The sequence below is a fragment of the Halolactibacillus halophilus genome (genome assembly GCF_900115605.1).
GTDB lineage: Bacteria > Bacillota > Bacilli > Bacillales > Amphibacillaceae > Halolactibacillus > Halolactibacillus halophilus.
The window spans coordinates 1-15,920 of record NZ_FOXC01000002.1 but is presented as its reverse complement, the minus strand read 5'-3'; the positions used below and the strand labels follow the sequence as shown (position 1 = coordinate 15,920).

Annotated in this window: 29 protein-coding genes; 26 read left to right on the top strand and 3 right to left on the bottom strand. The window is 35.9% G+C overall.

Annotated features, from left to right (window positions below; genetic code table 11):
• Positions 1-5 precede the first annotated feature (5 nt).
• Positions 6-476: an ImmA/IrrE family metallo-endopeptidase gene (locus tag BM098_RS01245; protein ID WP_089829566.1), complete on the bottom strand. Its 471-nt coding sequence runs from the start codon at positions 474-476 to the stop codon at positions 6-8.
• A 2-nt stretch (positions 477-478) separates the two neighbouring features.
• Positions 479-811 (bottom strand): helix-turn-helix domain-containing protein, encoded by a 333-nt coding sequence (locus BM098_RS01240; RefSeq protein ID WP_089829563.1) that lies wholly within the window; start codon positions 809-811, stop codon positions 479-481.
• A 301-nt stretch (positions 812-1,112) separates the two neighbouring features.
• Between BM098_RS01240 and BM098_RS01235 the strand changes: the two genes are divergently transcribed.
• From BM098_RS01235 to BM098_RS01145, 22 genes are all read left to right on the top strand, one after another.
• Positions 1,113-1,307 carry a helix-turn-helix transcriptional regulator gene (locus BM098_RS01235; protein ID WP_089829561.1) on the top strand — a complete coding sequence of 65 codons (195 nt, stop codon included), beginning with the start codon at positions 1,113-1,115 and terminating at the stop codon, positions 1,305-1,307.
• A 44-nt stretch (positions 1,308-1,351) separates the two neighbouring features.
• A complete protein-coding gene (locus tag BM098_RS01230) occupies positions 1,352-1,558 on the top strand; it encodes a hypothetical protein (protein WP_089829559.1) in 207 nt (68 codons plus the stop codon).
• 12 nt (positions 1,559-1,570) lie between these two features.
• A complete protein-coding gene (locus BM098_RS01225; RefSeq protein ID WP_089829557.1) occupies positions 1,571-1,831 on the top strand; it encodes a hypothetical protein in 261 nt (86 codons plus the stop codon).
• 5 nt (positions 1,832-1,836) lie between these two features.
• Complete coding sequence (locus BM098_RS01220) at positions 1,837-2,067, top strand: hypothetical protein (protein WP_143423359.1); 231 nt, start codon at positions 1,837-1,839, stop codon at positions 2,065-2,067.
• Positions 2,068-2,084: 17 nt separating this feature from the next.
• Positions 2,085-2,246: a BOW99_gp33 family protein gene (locus BM098_RS13390; RefSeq protein WP_159430077.1), complete on the top strand. Its 162-nt coding sequence runs from the start codon at positions 2,085-2,087 to the stop codon at positions 2,244-2,246.
• Positions 2,209-2,487: a hypothetical protein gene (locus BM098_RS01215; protein ID WP_089829553.1), complete on the top strand. Its 279-nt coding sequence runs from the start codon at positions 2,209-2,211 to the stop codon at positions 2,485-2,487. The genes BM098_RS13390 and BM098_RS01215 overlap by 38 nt, the downstream gene beginning before the upstream one ends.
• A 20-nt stretch (positions 2,488-2,507) precedes the next feature.
• Positions 2,508-2,690: a sporulation protein Cse60 gene (locus tag BM098_RS01210; protein WP_089829552.1), complete on the top strand. Its 183-nt coding sequence runs from the start codon at positions 2,508-2,510 to the stop codon at positions 2,688-2,690.
• 73 nt (positions 2,691-2,763) lie between these two features.
• Positions 2,764-3,177 (top strand): hypothetical protein, encoded by a 414-nt coding sequence (locus BM098_RS01205; protein WP_089829550.1) that lies wholly within the window; start codon positions 2,764-2,766, stop codon positions 3,175-3,177.
• A gap of 2 nt (positions 3,178-3,179) precedes the next feature.
• Complete coding sequence (locus BM098_RS01200; protein ID WP_062322639.1) at positions 3,180-3,476, top strand: PDDEXK family nuclease; 297 nt, start codon at positions 3,180-3,182, stop codon at positions 3,474-3,476.
• Positions 3,454-4,695: a helicase-related protein gene (locus BM098_RS01195; RefSeq protein ID WP_234987375.1), complete on the top strand. Its 1,242-nt coding sequence runs from the start codon at positions 3,454-3,456 to the stop codon at positions 4,693-4,695. Before BM098_RS01200 ends, BM098_RS01195 begins: the two co-directional genes overlap by 23 nt.
• Positions 4,692-6,176, top strand: coding sequence for a DUF1351 domain-containing protein (locus BM098_RS01190; RefSeq protein WP_089829548.1), 1,485 nt, complete (start codon positions 4,692-4,694; stop codon positions 6,174-6,176). The genes BM098_RS01195 and BM098_RS01190 overlap by 4 nt, the downstream gene beginning before the upstream one ends.
• A gap of 2 nt (positions 6,177-6,178) precedes the next feature.
• A complete protein-coding gene (locus BM098_RS01185; RefSeq protein ID WP_089829546.1) occupies positions 6,179-7,084 on the top strand; it encodes an AAA family ATPase in 906 nt (301 codons plus the stop codon).
• Positions 7,085-7,154: 70 nt separating this feature from the next.
• Positions 7,155-7,595, top strand: a complete 441-nt coding sequence (locus BM098_RS01180; protein WP_234987374.1) for a DUF669 domain-containing protein — start codon at positions 7,155-7,157, stop codon at positions 7,593-7,595.
• 11 nt (positions 7,596-7,606) lie between these two features.
• The gene (locus BM098_RS01175; protein ID WP_089829543.1) at positions 7,607-9,328 is read left to right on the top strand and encodes a DNA polymerase B; all 1,722 of its coding nucleotides are present in this window, start codon (positions 7,607-7,609) and stop codon (positions 9,326-9,328) included.
• A 138-nt stretch (positions 9,329-9,466) separates the two neighbouring features.
• On the top strand, positions 9,467-9,829 hold the full coding sequence (locus BM098_RS01170; protein WP_089829541.1) for a helix-turn-helix domain-containing protein: 363 nt from the start codon (positions 9,467-9,469) through the stop codon (positions 9,827-9,829).
• The gene (locus BM098_RS13385; protein ID WP_159430076.1) at positions 9,796-9,948 is read left to right on the top strand and encodes a hypothetical protein; all 153 of its coding nucleotides are present in this window, start codon (positions 9,796-9,798) and stop codon (positions 9,946-9,948) included. Before BM098_RS01170 ends, BM098_RS13385 begins: the two co-directional genes overlap by 34 nt.
• Complete coding sequence (locus tag BM098_RS13380; RefSeq protein WP_159430075.1) at positions 9,949-10,122, top strand: hypothetical protein; 174 nt, start codon at positions 9,949-9,951, stop codon at positions 10,120-10,122.
• Positions 10,123-10,161: 39 nt separating this feature from the next.
• Positions 10,162-10,353, top strand: a complete 192-nt coding sequence (locus tag BM098_RS01165) for a hypothetical protein (protein WP_089829539.1) — start codon at positions 10,162-10,164, stop codon at positions 10,351-10,353.
• 4 nt (positions 10,354-10,357) lie between these two features.
• Positions 10,358-10,609: a hypothetical protein gene (locus tag BM098_RS01160; protein WP_089829537.1), complete on the top strand. Its 252-nt coding sequence runs from the start codon at positions 10,358-10,360 to the stop codon at positions 10,607-10,609.
• 32 nt (positions 10,610-10,641) lie between these two features.
• Positions 10,642-11,013, top strand: a complete 372-nt coding sequence (locus BM098_RS01155) for a MazG-like family protein (protein ID WP_089829535.1) — start codon at positions 10,642-10,644, stop codon at positions 11,011-11,013.
• 54 nt (positions 11,014-11,067) lie between these two features.
• Positions 11,068-12,933, top strand: a complete 1,866-nt coding sequence (locus tag BM098_RS01150; RefSeq protein WP_089829533.1) for a phage/plasmid primase, P4 family — start codon at positions 11,068-11,070, stop codon at positions 12,931-12,933.
• 329 nt (positions 12,934-13,262) lie between these two features.
• The gene (locus BM098_RS01145; protein ID WP_089829531.1) at positions 13,263-13,445 is read left to right on the top strand and encodes a hypothetical protein; all 183 of its coding nucleotides are present in this window, start codon (positions 13,263-13,265) and stop codon (positions 13,443-13,445) included.
• A gap of 153 nt (positions 13,446-13,598) precedes the next feature.
• On the opposite strand, the gene BM098_RS01140 is transcribed toward BM098_RS01145, so the two are convergent.
• Positions 13,599-13,805, bottom strand: coding sequence for a hypothetical protein (locus BM098_RS01140; RefSeq protein ID WP_062323883.1), 207 nt, complete (start codon positions 13,803-13,805; stop codon positions 13,599-13,601).
• 111 nt (positions 13,806-13,916) lie between these two features.
• Between BM098_RS01140 and BM098_RS01135 the strand changes: the two genes are divergently transcribed.
• The 4 genes from BM098_RS01135 to BM098_RS01120 all read left to right on the top strand — a co-directional run bounded on the left by BM098_RS01135 (position 13,917) and on the right by BM098_RS01120 (position 15,785).
• Positions 13,917-14,354: a transcriptional regulator gene (locus tag BM098_RS01135; protein ID WP_234987373.1), complete on the top strand. Its 438-nt coding sequence runs from the start codon at positions 13,917-13,919 to the stop codon at positions 14,352-14,354.
• Positions 14,355-14,665: 311 nt separating this feature from the next.
• Positions 14,666-14,986, top strand: coding sequence for a hypothetical protein (locus BM098_RS01130; protein ID WP_089829527.1), 321 nt, complete (start codon positions 14,666-14,668; stop codon positions 14,984-14,986).
• 39 nt (positions 14,987-15,025) lie between these two features.
• Positions 15,026-15,448 carry a hypothetical protein gene (locus BM098_RS01125; RefSeq protein ID WP_089829524.1) on the top strand — a complete coding sequence of 141 codons (423 nt, stop codon included), beginning with the start codon at positions 15,026-15,028 and terminating at the stop codon, positions 15,446-15,448.
• The gene (locus tag BM098_RS01120) at positions 15,441-15,785 is read left to right on the top strand and encodes an HNH endonuclease (protein ID WP_089829914.1); all 345 of its coding nucleotides are present in this window, start codon (positions 15,441-15,443) and stop codon (positions 15,783-15,785) included. The genes BM098_RS01125 and BM098_RS01120 overlap by 8 nt, the downstream gene beginning before the upstream one ends.
• Positions 15,786-15,920: the final 135 nt, after the last annotated feature.

Sequence of the window (15,920 nt, the reverse complement as noted above, 5' to 3'; positions counted from 1 at the left end):
GTGGGTTAAAAATTTTTATATTCAAACCATTCGAAAACTGCTAGTGGTTCAAAACGGATTGTAAATCCTTTGAATTCTACAAACAAACCGTACTTCTCTTTATAGCGTTCTAGCGCTTCGTCTAAAAAATCTTCAGTCACTGATAAGAATTCAGCTAACTCAAATTTACTTGAAATTAGATTTTTGTGTGCTTCTATAAATTTGTTTAGAGGTATAACTTTTTCATAGGCCCAGGATCGAGCGCGTTTTTCTTGTTTTATATTGTTCATCTTAGACTGATTAAGTATATTACCGACCGAAGTATAATGATGCCCTAGCTCTTCGGCTAATACACACCCTCTTTTCGCTATACCGGTTATTGATTTATTAATCCAAATAACATTATCGCTATACAAACCTTTAGTGCTCATCTTCATTTCGTACACTTCAATATCATTTTCGTCACATTCGATTAACAAATTATCATACAGGGTCATATTTAATCCCCTTTCGATTTTCGAGCTTCACGTCTCATTGCTACAAAACGTTTAAACTCTTCAATTTCCTCTAATTCTTCTTTTGTAAAGTTATAGCTGTCATGATGCGCTGCAATTGTTTCTGGTTCATCTAAATATTCCTGGTCTGTTCGGCCGAGTAAATAATCAGCAGAGACATTAAAGTAATCTGCAATCTCTTTTAATTTTTCTGAGCTAGGGTTCGTCTTTTTTAAGCGATAAAGAGTATTTTTTGAATAACCCATATCGTCTTCTACATCATTAATTGATTTGCCTTGTTTATTAGCCAAATATTTTAATCTCTCAAATAGCGCCATATCAACACTCTCCTATACGCTACCCAAAATAATTAAAATAAATGCATAAAAACCCTTTACAAAATTACGCAAATGTTTTAATATATTTTGTGTAAGCTAATTTAATACGCTAACAAGCACAAGAAAAACCCCTAATAAAAAACAAGCACTTCGAGGTCGCCAAACTTAGAAACGTTGATTTAATAGGTATATTCTAGGCTTATTTAGCTATGAATTGATTTTAAAACATTTGCGTAAAAATGTCAATGGAAGTTAGCATATTTTATTAGCTTACATAAAAATATAGAAAGGGTGTGGTTAAATGTCTCAAGATTTTATCATTAAAATTCGCGTCACGTTAGCTAAACATGATAAGACTCAAAATTGGTTAGCCGAAAAGATTGGGATTTCCAAACCGTATATGTCAGACATTATGAATGGCCGCAGAAATCCAGCCAAGCAAATCGGACCGATTGAAACGGTTTTGCAAGAGTTAGAGAAGGAGGAAGTTAAATAAGTATTAAAAATCAAAAAAAAATCAAAGATTAAGAGGTTAATCATATGCACTATAACATATTAGCTTTATTAAAAGAAAAGCACGGTGAGAAGTTAGATTTAAAAAACGATGTGTACTATCTATTTTTGGAAGATGCGGTTGTTTGTGTTTATTTCGACGAGGATGAGAAATCAATAAAAGTTGAAATTGAAATCTTACCTGAAACAACATTTGTATATTATTCAACTAAAAATCTTGATTCACTAATTTAAGGAGATGACGTCATGAATCGTTATCAAGACTTGTTAGACAGAATGGATGGTTTTGAAGCAGGCAGTTTAGTAATTGATGGATCAGACACGCTGAAATTACAAGGAGAAACAGATGATTCAATAATTGAGATTCCACGTGACTACTGCATTGAAGTTTTAAACGGTAATCATTTTGAGAAACACAATCATGAAACATTGTTGACAGTGAAAGATGACATCGGCTGGCCAGCTTATGCGGGTCTGTACACAAAAATAAAGCGGAAGGTGGAGTAATGAGCATGCGTGAAGAGGATAAAAGGAACTTAGAAGCATTACAAGAGCGCTTTACTGAGATTAGAGCTTGTCAAAATAGAAAGATTAGAGGAGATAGGCTGGATGGATTGTTAACTGATATGGAATCTGCATTTGATATTCCAAGACGTGGCCATTTGCGTATCGAAGCATTTAAGATTGCGTTCCCTGATATTTGGTCACTATATAAAACTATTACAAATGAGCGTTGGGCCTAAGAAGGAGGGAGAAATAAATGATTAAAATTAAGCATGTTATGGCTGACGGAACGGTAAGGGATAGCATTGATGGTTATGTGGTGCCTCTAAACGATAGAACAAAACGAGCTTATGAATTATTAGCTAGAAAGGCGGAACAAAATGAGCATAGAACAACATTATCTAAAGCGAGATCATAACCAATTAAGTGAACTCATCAATGCTGTGCACGGTAATTCGCTTCAAGCTATTCAGCTGGCCATGGAAGGAAAGAATGAAGAAGCGCGATTGTGCAGCTTGAAAATTACGCACTGTCTAAAAGAAATTAATAAATTAAAACAAAAGAAAATTGAGACAGATGTAATAAGAAGTTTATTAAATCAAATAAAAGAACGAGAGCTTACTGATCAAATGCTTCAAATGCGCAAGGATTGGCTTTAATTTGAGGGGAGGTGAAGACGTTGGAATTAGGATTAGCTGCAGGATTAAAAGTGAAGCAAATCGCAGGCGAACATATTGATGATGAGATTAATCAGTGGTTAGCAAATAACCAAGATGCTGAAATTATTGATATAAAGTTTAGTGCCAGTGCACAGCATGATGAATGGGGCGTAGACGCACTTATCATCTATAGAAATGAATAAGACTCGCGCTACCAACACGAGTCTCAAAACAAATTCACAAACTTAGTATAGCATGAAAGGGGATTATTTAGAAATGGATATTAACGTTCAAACACATTTAAAGCAATCCGAAATTAATGGTTTATATCAAGAAATAGAAGATTTAAAAACACAGCGTGCACGATTGAAAGAGACTATCGATACTAAGACTGAAAAGATTATCAAACATATCTTAAAACATGGCAATGTCATTGCTTATAAAGAGGATGTCCCACATGTCCTTACCGTTAAGCTAGCAAGAACAACAAAGTTTGATAAATCTGCACTCTCTAATGATTTAGATGTCCCGCAAAAAGAACTTGATCTTGTCGGTGTGGCTGAATTAGTCGAAGGAAATAGAATCACATCACAAAAGTTAAGTGACTACTATTATGAGGATGAAGCACAGAAACTTAATGCTAGAAAGGCCAAGAAGTCAGATATCGAATTAATCTTTGGTGGCCGTTAATTATGGCACAAGGTCCAGAGAAACGAATTGAGAATCAAATTAAGCGCTACTTAGATAGTATTGGTGCCTGGCATATAAAAACGCACGGATCCATGTTTTCTAAAGCGGGAACACCGGACATCATTGCTTGTGTGAAAGGCACCTTTGTAGCGATTGAAGTAAAACGTCCTGAAGGCGGAAAAATAAGTGAATTGCAAAAGTATCATATTAATGCAATTAGTGAGGCAGGTGGATTAGCTTTTGTTAGTAGATCCCTTGAAGAGACGAAGCGATATTTTGAAACAAACCATCTTGTATGACTTTCAAAAAAAACTATTAAATAGCATTGAAAAAGATTACATCATTGCGGCCGACACAGGTACAGGGAAAACAATCATGGCCATCTATCACTATCTAAGACATACAAAAGGTGAACCATTACTTATTGTAGCCCCTCCACAAAAAATTAAAGAGGGCGGTTGGGACCGCGATATGGCTCTCGTGTCCCAAAAGCATGGCATAGGAGTCGACTATGATCTGTTGTCTTACGGAGTGTTGGCTAAACGATGGAAAGAATATAAAGGTTACTTTGTCGTATTTGACGAGTGTCATTATATTAAAATGCCAACCTCTCAACGTGGTAAAGCAGGGAAGTTTTTAGCTTTAAACAGTACGCATTTTCTTTTACTGTCAGCTACGCCCGCTAGCAACGGGTGGGGAGATACCATCAACTACTTTATCATGTTTGGCTATGAGAAGAATAAGACACAATTTGAGAGGGATTATGCAATAAAGGAACCTCTATATCGATCTGGTAAACCTGTTATGTACGGCGGGAGGCAGATGGAGCGAATTGTTGGTTGGAATAAAGAAAAAGAATTAAAACAACGTTTTGAATCATTTTCTATCAAACTATCAAAAGATGAGGCACTAGATTTACCACCATTGATTTTTGAAGATGTGCAATTTAAGAGTAGCCCAGAGTACAAAAAACTTAAGAAAGACCGTGTGCTTGAGATTAATGGTGAACTAGAAGCGTTTGATACGCTACCCAAATTACAACATGGTTTGCGATATCATGCCAATCAATCGGAAAAGTTAAAGTATTCCGAGATGCTAGCGGAAGGTACTAGTGAAAACATTATCTTCTTCTACTATTACCAGGAAGAAAAAGAGCAACTTAAAAAGATAATGAAAAAATTAAAGAAAACGATTTTCGAAGTGAGTGGCCAAGCTACTAAATTACCAAAAAAGGATAGCTGGAGTACGTTAAATAACAGTGTAACACTTGTGCAGTACATGGCAGGTAGTGCAGGAATTGAACTTCAATATGCGAATTTAGTTGTTTTCTATACACCAACGTACAGCTATCAAGATTATGAACAAGCGCTTGGCCGAGCTTACCGGAATGGCCAAGAAAAAAAGGTGACGGTGTATCGCTACATCACAAAAGGAACGATAGAAAAAGACATCTATGATCGACTCAAGCAAAAGAAAGACTTCACGGAAGATTTGTTCAGGAAGGAGTTTGGTGTATGAGTATCACAACACAAGCAGGACCAAACGTAACAGAAAACAGGCATAAATACATCGGTGGGTCCGATGTAAGTACCATTCTCGGCTTGAATAAATACAAAAGTGTATACGAATTGGCCCTTGAAAAAACAGGCATAGTCAAGTCTGAATTCAAAGGCAACGAGTATACCGAATACGGAAACATCATGGAGCCACAAATACGTGAATATGTGAACCTCATGCACGGCACTAACTTTAAAGAGAATACACGCATTCAAGACAATTTGCGAAGCAATACAGACGGTTATGATGCGCAGTATCACTTAATACTTGAAATCAAAACACACGGTAAGACAGCCACAATTGAAGCGTACAAGGCGCAAATGCAATTGTATATGTATCAGTTCGAATGTAATGAAGGTTGGTTGGCGCTGTATGAAAGGCCAAAAGATTTTGATGCTGAATTTGATAGTGAAAGATTAAAAATCAAACTGGTACCTCGTGATAATGATTTTATCAAAGGCATGTTAGCAGCAATCAAAGAGTTTTGGGAAGGGTGCGAATATCTAAAGTCACATCCTGGTGCAAGCGAACACGATTTTTATAAAAGGACAGTAAAAGGAGATGAAGGCATGAATGAATTGCAAGTGAAAACCATACAATTCGAACCGGCGAAAGTTGAGTTCAACTATAAAGAGTTAGAAGCAGCACTTGAAGAAAACCTAAAAAGATATGAAGGTTTAACATTCACGGAAGATGATGCTGCAGAATGCAAGAAAACAATTACTGAGCTTCGTAAAGGAAAAAAGGCCGTTGATCAATACCGGTTAAAAACGAAGAAACAGTTAACAGCTCCTGTGACAGCGTTTGAAAATCAGTGCAAAGAACTAAACAAAAAATTTGATGAAGTGATCAATCCTTTAGTTGAGCAGCATGACGTATTTGAGAACAATCGTAAAGAAGAGAAACGGAAAGACATACAAGAAATCATTGAACGTTTTGTGGATGCAGGTCTAGATAAAACAATCGCTGACGAATTAGTCATTGAGGATAGCTATCTTGCTAAGAGCAAAAGTTTAAAATCTGTGGAAGAAGAATTAAAAACTGTTGCCGATCACTTAGTGATGAAGCGTGAAAAAGAAGAAGCGGACAAAGATGTCATTGAGAGCACTGTAGAGATTGCAAATAATCGTTATGGTGTGAATTTAACAAGCGCAGCTTATATTCACTTACTTAATCACAAGGATGTAAAAGAAATTAAAACGCAGATTCTTGATGATGCTCAGGATGAAATTCAAAAACAGGTTGATAAAGAGAAAGAAGAAAAACGCATTGAAGAATTAAAAGCAGCGAAACAAAAAGAAACGGAAAAAGTTGTTGAAGAAGCGGACGAACCAACCTATTTTGAGCTATATGAAGTCATTGGTACTGAGTCGCAACTAGATGCTTTAGAAGCGTTTATGAGAAATGAAAATATTGAATTTAAAGTCAAGGAGGAAAATTAATTATGGGTCTATTACCAGAAAATAAAAAGAAAGTATCGAAAGAAACGCCACGTAACTTTGTTATTTTTGGTGAAACGATGAATGGCAAAACTTATTTTTCCGAAGAGTTTCCGAATCCTCTGAATCTTAACACAGACGGCAACGCAGAAATGATTGAAACACCCTCAATCAATATTAGTCACCAAAGAAACAGTAAAGGTGAAATTACCAAAAGTGCTAGTGAGTTAATTTCAGATATCATTGACGAGCTCCAAGGAACTAAACACACATTTGAAACGATTGTTATCGATACAATTGATGATATTATCACGCTCTTTGAACAAGAAATAACTGAAGAACACAATGTGAAATCGGTTGGGGATATCGGATGGGGTAAAGGCCATAGCATGATCGAGATGATGGTCCGCGTATTCATTATGCGACTAAAAGAATTAAGCATGAAAAAGAAAGTTAATATCATTTATATTTCTCGCAGTATCACCATTGAAGAGAACGATGTATCGAGACAGGTGCCGAGTCTGAAAATGAAATGGATGAACATTGTCAACGGTAATTCAGATTACACTATTCTTTGTCGCAAAGTAGGCAAAAACTATATCCGAAAAGTAGAAAGCAAGCGTAAAAATTATACTCGCGATAAAGTCGATGATGAAACCATTCGTAGTTTATTAGATACCGTTATTGGTGCTTATGACAAGAGCAAGAAGACATCTGTTAAAGATGCAAAAGCGATTGTTGAACAACAAGAAAAGCAACAAGAAGCCGAACAAAAAGTTAAACAAAAAGAACGTGAACAGGCTGAACAAGCAGAGAAAGATGAAAAGAACGATGAACCTAATAATGATGAAAAAGAGCAGCCAAAAAAAGATACACCAAAGCGTAGACCACCAAGACCATTGACTAAGTAAATTGAATAACAAGATAAACTATAACTAAAAATTTTAACTAAAAACTTTAACTAAAAAGGGGAAATAAATGATGAACTTAAAAGATATGGCGGCAGAGATTTTAGAGCAAGGTTTTGATCCAAAGAAAGATGCCGTAGGTGGCGATTTTGAAAATCTACCTGATGGTTTATATGATGCGATTCTTATCGATGTAAAATGGCAAGGGCCAAATGACAATGGCACAGAATGGCTGTCTCACGAATTTGAAATTTTAAATGAAGGTTATGAAAATAGAAAGTACTTTGGTAATATCTTTTTCTCAAACGAGAAGATGATGCAACTTAATTTAAAACGAGCAATGAAGACAGCAGCTGTTTTAGACGTTGATCTAAGCATTGAAGATTTCGAAGATGAAGAAGTACTTGTTGAAACGTTAAAGGCCGGTGTAGGTAATCAGTGCATGATCGAATTAAAAACAAATAAAAAAGGTACTTTTCAAAATTGGGAAGCATTGCAAGAAGCGCCGTTTTAGGATGATGACACATGTTTACCTTTTATAAGTTTAAAGTGTTCAAACATGATTGGTTAGTTGTTTTTATCGATGATGAAGGGGCCGTAACTAAAATACACAATGACAGGGATGCGTTAACGCATTACCTGTCCAGTGTAAGTTACTTAGTTGGTTATAACAATTATTACTATGATGATAAGATCGTGGCTTCTGTTTTACGTGATATAGATCCATATGAAACCTCTCAAAAAATCATCAGTGGTAAAAAGTTTAATCTATCATTACAAAACCCTATCACGTTAGATGTTATGCAAGAGTTAAAAAGCCTCTCTTTAAAAGAAGCGCAGGCCAATTTAGGTTTAAGTATAGTTGAAACACCAGTTGATTCTTCAATTAACCGCTCGCTAACGCAAAAGGAAATCGAACTAACATTTAGTTATTGTCAAAACGATGTACTTATAACAAAGCAATTATTTGAAGAACGTGAACACTACTTTTCAGCTAAATTCCAGATTGTAAAAGAGTTTAATCTACCGGCTGCATCTGTTAGAAAAACACAGGCGAATCTTGCAGCTGAAGTATTAAAAGCTAAACCCAAAAGTGACGAGAAACGTTTAAATATTATTTATGATGATGAGCGTATCAGCAAGTGGGAATTACCAGTCAATGTTGTGCAGTTTTATGAAGATATTGAAGCTTCCTACAATAAAGGTGTGGCGTATGAAGCGCTAGAAAAAGAAAGTCTTACTTATAAACTAGCAGGGTTAGATCATACGTATGGTTTTGGTGGTCTGCATGCGGCAAAAGAAAAATATATAGGTGAAGGGCTTTATATGCAAATTGATATATCTGGCTACTACGCTTCTCTTATTATCAATAACAACTTATTGGACAACATGGACATTTTCAAACGAATTTATCAAACAAGAGACGAATTAAAGTTGGCTGAGGATAAAAAAGAAATACCTTATAAAGTCGTTTTGACTGCCACTTACGGATCAATGAAAAATAAGTACAGTAAACTTTATCATCCACGTGCAGCGAATAGTATAGTCGTTAACGGTCAATTGGTCATGACACATCTTATCTGTTTGTTAGAAGCTCACTGTGAGTTGATACAGACTAACACTGATGGAATTATCATCAAGTACGAAAAAGGCTTTGAGAAGAACATAATGAAGATATTAGAGTTATTCGAAAAGCAGTATGATTTATCCTTTGATGTAGATTTAATTAAAAAGATTGCGCAGCGTGATGTGAATAACTATGTGATCATGTATCAAGACGGCCGCATCAAAGCAATAGGGCAATTTCGCCGCTATGAAGGTGGTGACTTTGAGCGCAACAGCTTGACGATTATTGATCGTGCTCTAGTCAATTATTATATGCACGGTATCAAAATCAATAAGACGGTCGTTGATCTATGGAAAGCTAAGCAATTTGAGTATTTTCAATTAGTGGCCAAGGCAGGGAAATTTGATGGAATGGCACAAGAAATAAAGGAAGATACGTTACTGGAAGGTTCTTTTAGTAGCAACTTTAATACACTACAAAATGTTAATCGTATCTTTGCGACAAAGGATAAATACTTAGGGACAGTTTATAAAACCAAAAACGACAAAGAAACCAAATACAGCAAGGTGCCATACACCAGTGACAAATGTTTTGTTTGGAATGAAGAACTAAAAAGATTGGATAAGCGTCAATTAGACCTCAATTGGTACATTAAACAAATTGAGGGGTGGATGTTTTGAATGGTTAATATGAGACAGATCCAAGGGAGATGAAGAAAATGATTGAATCACTTTATCTAGTATTTTACGTTTGGATGTCTATCGGCTTTATAAGTGCCGTTTTAATGTTTTACGCTGCGAAGGAAATCGGTGATCAACATGAATGATTGCATCGATTCAGTTCGACTGTTTACTGAAAAAGAAGACATAATGATTATCAATTTTAAGTACATCAACGGTAAAAAACCGAAAGAAATAGCTAAATTAATGAATCGGGATGAAGCACAGATATCAAATAGAATTGACGCGCTCGTATCAAGTAACGAGTGGGCGAAATCATTACATGTCATGCAGTTAAAAACAAAAGCTAGAGTACGTGAACTTAGAAATAAAAAGATAATCGAAAGACATGAAAGCGGCATGAGTAGACACGAGATCTCGAAAGAACTAGGTATCGCTAAACAAACAGTGACAAATGTGGTGATGAGATGGAGAAACGAGAAGAACTTGTCCGAGAGTTAGCGAGTTATGGAATCTATCAAGCTAGGAGAATGAGTGTTGAAGATATGCGCGTATTATTAACTGAATTACAACGTGTGGACGAGTTAAGTAATGAAAATAAAACGATCGGAGATAAATAGATGCAGCCAAATTTACAGAACGATATGAAACGAGCGAAGGTTATTAGACAGTTAATCGAACGTTTTAATTATTTCGACGTAGTGGATAAGACTTACGAACAGTTAGTTAGAAAGTTAGTAGATTTCAAGAAGATGGGCGTTGATCATGACCATCCGAGCGATAAGTGGTTTTAGGTACCGACATTGATATCGGTAGCAAAGGAGATGGAATCAATGGAGTTAGATATTGAAAATGCACAAGTAGCTATATTGCTTGAATCTAACAACAAAATTTATATGGTCGGTATGGATAAAGAAAGACTAGAAGCAATAACTATGTTGATTAAAAAAGCAACAGGATATGCCATACCAACGAACAAGACGCAAGAACAACTGCTTGATTTTTTAGGCTATACAAGGAGATGACGGAATGAATATCAAAGATGAAGATTTTAAAAAAGTAATGATAAAAGCTAACGAGCACTTTGGTGTTGATCCTGCCTATTTTGGTGAAGAGGGATACTACTTTGTACAAATGCAATTAATTAAGATGGGATATAGTTTACCTAAACCTTACTCGGATGAAGATTATAACGATGCTAAAAAGATAGGTTTAGACTTAGACGATTGGAATGATTACAAGCGGTATTACAAGTTAGAAGAATATGCTGCGATTACTTAAAAAAAACCAGAATAAATTCAGGAGTGATAATAATGAATAGCATGAATGAGTTAACAGAACGTATTGAAGATTGGGCAATAGAAAAAAAGTTACACGTTGCTGATCCAACGAAACAAATTTTAAAGTTAGGTGAAGAATATGGCGAACTATGCCAAGGTATGGTGAAAAGTGTTTATGACCTAGTGATAGACTCGATAGGTGACATGTATGTCGTACTGACAATCTTATCAAAGCAGTTGGGTGTTGATATTCAGCGTTGTACTGAAGTCGCTTATTCAGAGATTAAAGATCGGAAAGGTGAAATGATTAACGGCGTGTTTGTAAAACAGCAAGATATAAAAGAAACTTCCTCGGTTGATGAAAAATCAAGCCAAAGAAAATATCATCCTTGGCAACCTCTTTAAAGATTTTTTTAGAAGTAATAATACCACAGCATCATAGATGGGAGGTGATCATCTTTGCTTAAATATATTGAACTGGACGGAAAAGTACCCAAGCATAATTTTGATACATTCAGTACCGATCATACGAATTATAAAGATGCGGCCATCTTACTAGATAGTAAAACGGTAGTAGTAGACTTTGATGATAAAGAGTCTGTAAAAATCGGAGAGGTAATCTTTAATCAGTACCCAACGCTCAAGGTCCATACAACGAGGGGATTCCACCTTTATTATCGCAAACCAAAGCATGTGTACCTAAAGAACTGGGTCAAGAAATTAACCAACGCGGGTATGGTTGTTGACTATAAACATACAACCAAGCAGCCAATTGTGGTTAAGCAAAACGGAAAGATGCGAAAGATGGAAAACCGCAAGTTTCTCGGTAACTTTGATCAGTTACCTGAGTTGCCGTTCACGCTCTTTCCGAATAAGTTAAATGAGCAGCTGGTTGGCCTAAGCGACGGACAAGGAAGAAATAGTAATCTTTACACCCACTTGCTCACGACAAGGGAAATGTATACACGTTGGGATGAAGAACTCGGTAACTTAGCAGGATTTATTAATCAGTACACTTTCGCCGAACCACTAAAGGATAAAGAGTTATCTAATCTACTAGAAAGTGTCCAGGCGAAAGAAGTCAACGAAAACATAAGCAAATTTTTAAATAAAAAGGACATGATTATGACTAGTGAAGTCTTGGTTGAAAAATTGTCCATTCATTATTTCAGAGGTAAGCTCTTTTTTAACCAAAATGGTCACTATATATCAGATGAAAACTTACTTTTACGGGCCATTGATCAGTTGATTAAACTTAAGCCGTCACAACACAAAGAATTAAAGGAATTGTTTAAAATCAAAGCGTCACTTCAAGATGATGATGATCTTCCCGTTCAATTAAACAATGGGTATTGCTTATTCGAAAACGAAATCGTTGAAGTTGATCCAGGCTTTACACCGTTTTATCTCGATGCGACTTATAATGATGATGCTTACGATAAGTATGTAGATGAATTCCTTAACTGGTTCACCTGTAATCGATTAGATCTCAGAAAGTTTGTGGAAGAAGTATTTGGTCATATTTTGATGACGAAGGGTTTCCCGCACCGCGCCTTTTTCTTTTGGGGCGAGAGCGGGGATAACGGAAAATCTACACTGATTAAGATGATTCAATCTTTCGCTGATGGTTTACATACGAATGTGCCATTAGATAAATTTGATGATGACACGACTGTTTATAGCTTGGTCGGTAAGCTACTTAATGTGGCTGATGATATTAACGCGAGTTACTTAGATAAGTCTAGTAATTTTAAGACAATAGTTTCTGGTGATCCCGTTATGATTAGACCGATTTATTCGCCTGCTGTCACATTAAATAATAAGGCTACGCTTGTTTTTACGTGTAATGAGATTCCGATATTTAAAGATAAGTCCGGTGGTATCAAGAAGCGTATGCGTGTTATTCCATGTGATGCGAGAGTAGTGGAAAGAGATATGGAGATTGATGCGAAGTTATCGACAGGCAATGCTAAATCTTATTTGTTGAAACTTGCGATTGAAGGTATGCGGCGCATTATCGAGCAGGGTGATTTGACTGAATGTAAAGCTGTGTCTGATATAACAAAAGAGTATTTTGTTCAGTCTGACAGTGTACTCAGTTTCCTTGATAACTATAGCGTTGACGGGAAAGTAACAAAGAACGCTTATATGCAGTATTCGGTCTATTGTGAAGAATCTGGTCTTAAGGCTGTTGGTAATACTGAGTTTGGTAGGCGATTGGCTAAAGAGGGATATGAAAAGCAAAGGGTAAGGCGGAATGGTAAAAGGGGTTATATTTATTCAACAATAACTGAAATGTCCCTAGACGTGTCCGAAAATCAGTAAAACATCTAGGGACAGTCTTTAATCTTAGAGCCACAAGGGTTCTGGATATTTTCATTAAAGTAAGTGTCCCTAGATCAAAAATACATCTAGGGACAGCCTAAACCCTTGATATATATAGTATTATTAATATATTTTTTCTTTTGTCCCTAGATAAAATGATAATATTTATATAAAAATAAAGATAAGTAAAAAAAGAAGAAGTTAAAAATATAAAAAGAAGGTCAGACCTATCTAGGGACATTTAGTCAAACGCTTGAAGCAGTAAGGTATACACATGAAATTGATCTAGGGACAACATCTAGGGACACCAATAGAAAGGATACTTAAATATGAATGATGAATCAGAACGAAAAGCACTTATTAAAAAAGACCAAGAGTTTTCTACTCTTCCACGTCCTAACTATGAAAAGATGACAAACGATCAAATTAGAAAAAGAACAGAGATAATGGAGCAAACATTTAAAGTTCTTTTTTCTGAAACTGATGACGAGGAAGATGATAACTATTTGTAAATAAGGTAGGTGAGCATATGTACGAATGGTTGAGAGATTACCAATTTTTAGAGCAGGACGTAAGCTACACAGAAGTTAAATTAGAATTATAAAGGTCTATAAAAAAAGGGTGGAATAGATTGAATGAATTAACGGACACCTGTAGCTAGAGCTCTAATCTAAGTTATCTACTCCTGGATTGGAACGCGGGATTCGCTTTCCTCTTTGATGCATTACATTGTAATCTTTAAATTTGCCTTGTTCAATTGCATCTGCGAATTGACCGCGGGTCATTTCTTCTCCTGTCTGAGTGTCTTTAAATCTTTGATTTAAACCTGTATCTTTTTCTTTGATAACTTTTACACGACCTTTTTTGATCATTTATTCACCTCATCAAGTTATTTTGCTACAGATGTCCATTTTTAAGTATATCAAAAAAATTTCGGATAGTTACGGATGAAAATACAAACCTATAACCAGGGAGGCATAACATTGCAGGAATTAGCAACGACGAAAACAACATTTAAAAAAATCGAATCAGAGTGGTTTAATTATTACCGAACACTGCAAGAAATTAAATTGCTTGAAGAAGCGATACTATATCCATATGACGAGAGTGATGATGATCCAACGGTAGTAGCCGGTAAGAATAGCGTAAGAGACACAACAGACCCGACAGCAGATAAAGTAATCAGACTGACTAAGCATAAGCAGCTTAATTACTTACGTGAAATTACAAGCGCGATTGAAACAGTGTACAATGCCTTACCTAAAGACAGAAAAGAGTTAGTACATGAACGATACTGGTGTAAGGACAACAATAAAGATTGGGAGTACGTGGCGCATCAATGTTCAGTAAGTAAGAGACAAGCGTTAAGATGGCGTGATGAAATGGTTCAAGCGACAGTTGAAGTTCTCGGCTGGAGATAACATGTCACTATCATGTCACTTTTGGCCTTCTAAAATGTGATATTATGTTAGTGTAGAAAAATATAGATAATAATTGACTGCCAATTACGTTGGAAATCAGATAGTCTGTCACCAAGATCAGTTAATGTATCTGTGCTAGGTACATCAAATATATGTGATTCAACGGCAGGAGTAACATTCAATTGTGTTATAGTTCCGGTTTATTATGTGGAATATTAGAAAAGACATCTCGATGAGGTGTCTTTTTATCATGGTAATCCCAACCAATCAATGGTAAAATTCCATATAAGAATACGGAGGAGGCTATGTAAATGAGCAATAAGTTTTTTGGTAGGTTAGGAATCTTTATTATTGTATTAGGTGCGATAGGATCAATTGGAATTGTATCAGCATTTGATTGGGCGACTTGGAATGATATTAAAGATTATTCTCTCCTTTATGAGAGTGAAATTGCTATTTTAAAACCACAATTAACAGAGGTGTGGATAACGGCAATATCAACTTTTGTAGGTTGTTTGGTACTTGGAGCAGTGCTGATGGCGTTAGGAAAGATTGTTGAGCAACAAGAAGATAATAATGAGTATTTGAAAATGTTATATCGCATTCAAAAGCAAAATGAGACATCCGAATAGGGTGTCTTTTTTGTTATACATAAAAAGGAGATGAAGATGATGAAAATAAGTGACAAGGCGCACTTTATTAGACGGAGGATAGTAGATAGAAACATAAAAGATTGTAAGAAGATTAGTCCTGAACAAATGGAAACTATTGTGCAACTATCAGAAGAGTATGAATCCTTGAAAGTGAATCAAGATCAAATAGATTCATTACGATATAGTTTTGATTCTTCTAGCAATAGAGAAAACTTACTCGTTATCGAACTAGAAGACGAAACATCAACACCTAAAGTCTTTTACAAAGGTGAAGAAGTTACTATGAAAACAAGATTTTTATTTGAATGGGAAACACAAACTAACGAACTTGGCGGAACTAGGTACAATATTGAACATTTCGAAAAGGTCCATAACGGTATTGTTAGAAAAGGGTATGGCTTAGCAAGAGGTAAATACGCTCTTGATGGTGAAGATGGCTGAATATAAAACGAAAGAACAAAAGCGTAAATTCTATGACAGTAAAGCTTGGAAGCTATTACGAGAAGAAATAAAGAAACGTGACAATTACGAATGCCAGGAATGCAAGCGACAAGGCAGAGTAACCATTGATACAAATGAGTACAGCGAATCAGCTAAAAGAAAGAAGATCATGCTGGTTGTGGACCATATTAAAGAGATTGAAGACTATCCAGAGCTTGCACTCGAAGAAGATAACCTTGAAACCAAATGCGTTAACTGTCATAACAAGAAGCACGGTAGATACGTTGATTATTCTCTATGGCGAAAGAGTACCAAATGGAACGATGAATGGTGGTAAGTGATATAAAATAAATAGACCCCCCACCTAAAAAGTTTCACGATTTTAACCATCGGGGGCACCGGTAAAGGGGGCTCGATTCTGCAGATGCAGCAAAATATTTTACCCCCTCCCTCCCCGTAGTCCATGCAGAAA